The organism is Bacteroides faecis MAJ27 (assembly GCF_900106755.1).
GTDB lineage: Bacteria > Bacteroidota > Bacteroidia > Bacteroidales > Bacteroidaceae > Bacteroides > Bacteroides faecis.
In genome coordinates this window covers 1-1,721 of record NZ_FNNN01000070.1, presented here as the reverse complement: position 1 = coordinate 1,721, position 1,721 = coordinate 1, and the positions used below count along the sequence as shown (strand labels likewise).

The 1,721-nt window shown below is 48.2% G+C and carries 2 protein-coding genes; both read right to left on the bottom strand.

The genetic code is table 11. The features are described from left to right. Positions 1–1,085 (bottom strand): n-acyl-d-glucosamine 2-epimerase (locus tag BLW31_RS23665; RefSeq protein WP_074759713.1); only part of this gene is annotated, 1,085 nt, incomplete at its 3' end. 120 nt (positions 1,086–1,205) lie between these two features. Then, positions 1,206–1,721 (bottom strand): MFS transporter (locus BLW31_RS23660; RefSeq protein WP_010539474.1); only part of this gene is annotated, 516 nt, incomplete at its 5' end.

The window sequence follows — 1,721 nt, the reverse complement described above, 5'->3', positions numbered from 1 at the left end:
AGTGGCAGCAACACTTCACCTTGCCGATTCAGATAACCGAACCATTCCGGATATTCCGAGTCTTTGAAATGTGTCCATGTATAGTCATGCACCTTCTCAAACCATTCCAGACATCTTTTATCTCCGGTCAACCGGTAACCTTTCAGTAAGGAGATCAGTGTCTCGATATGCACCCACCAGAGTTTCTGATCCCATTCCAACTGCTGGGGAGGACAACCGTTACGGTCCATAAAGTAATAGATGCCGCCACATTGCTTGTCCCAACCATAATCAAGCATTGTTAAGGTGGTTAACATTGCTTGTTGTACCAGCTCCGGTCGGTTCAGCCGTTGCCCCAGATCCATGATAAACCACATCGCCTCAATAGCATGTCCGGGAGTTACCTGACGGCCTTCGAAGCAGTCAACCAGATTACCGTCCACATCCACATTCTCAACGATGATGCCACCCAGCTCCGGACGGCAGAACACGTCCATCACCTCATGAATACAGGTCTCCATTGTCTGCTCCAGATAACCGGCAGGCAGCAGATGCTCAATCTCCAATGCCAGATTACAGAGAATCATCGGGAGTGCGAAGTTCTTCAGATTACGTGTGCCCGGATGGAGCTTGTTCCATTTGCCTTTAGGGTTGTCAACTTTGGAAAGGATAATCTCAAAAGTCTTCTTGGCTATGTCTGCATACTCCTGATTTCCCGTGGCAAGACTTAACTGGCCAAAGGCCATCGTGGCAAACGTATATGAAAAAATATTATACGGTTCTACCAGTGGTCTACCCGAACGGTCCAGTGAAAAATACCAGTTAAACTGCCCGTCATGTCCGTATTTCTTTAAAAACTCACCACCCTGAACGGCACAATCGAGCCATTCCTGTCGTTTCTCTACTTTGTTGTAAAGCATGGAGAACATCCACACCTCACGTCCCTGCAACCAGATGAACTTATCCGTATCGAAAACCTTCCCTTCACGGTCCAGGCAGCTGAAATAACCGCCAGACTCATGATCCTGGGAATGGTCGAGCCAGAAAGGAAGGACGTTTTCCAGCAGCTCATCCCGGTATTGATTCGCTAATTTCTTAAAATCCATAATATTGTTTTTATTATAGATAGGTACAGAGGCACGGCAGGCAGGGAAACGTTTTTTTGAATGGCCATACAAAAACCGCCTGTGGCCCCTCTATACTTCTCAGTTGTTAGTTTATTGTTATTAAGGTCTTTTTTCCCGCTGTTCCGAACCGGTCCAGTATCTTTCAATTTCTTCCAGCGACTTTCCGGTGGTTTCCGGCACAAGTTTCCAGACAATCAGCATATAAGGCACGCACATGACGGCGAACAGGAAGAATGTTCCGGCGGGGGTAAGGTTCTGGAGCATCCATGGAGTGAGCTGTCCGATCAGGTACGTCCCGATCCACAAGGCAAATCCTGCAATGGACATGGCCAGTCCGCGCACCTTGGTGGGATACATCTCCGAGAGGAGCACGAATACCACGGCGCAGATGGAAACGGCACAGCAGAATACATAGAACAGGAAGAAAACGAGCAGGAAGAGGCTGGATACTCCCAGGCTTTCGCCGAAAAGAAAGTAAGCACCGATCAGGAGAAGGGAAAAGACCATGCCCGATACGCCGTAGTAAACCAGTTTCTTACGTCCCACTTTGTCGATGATGACAAGCGCCAGGACGGTGGTCAAGGTGTTAACTAGTCCTACGAGAACTTGGTAAAA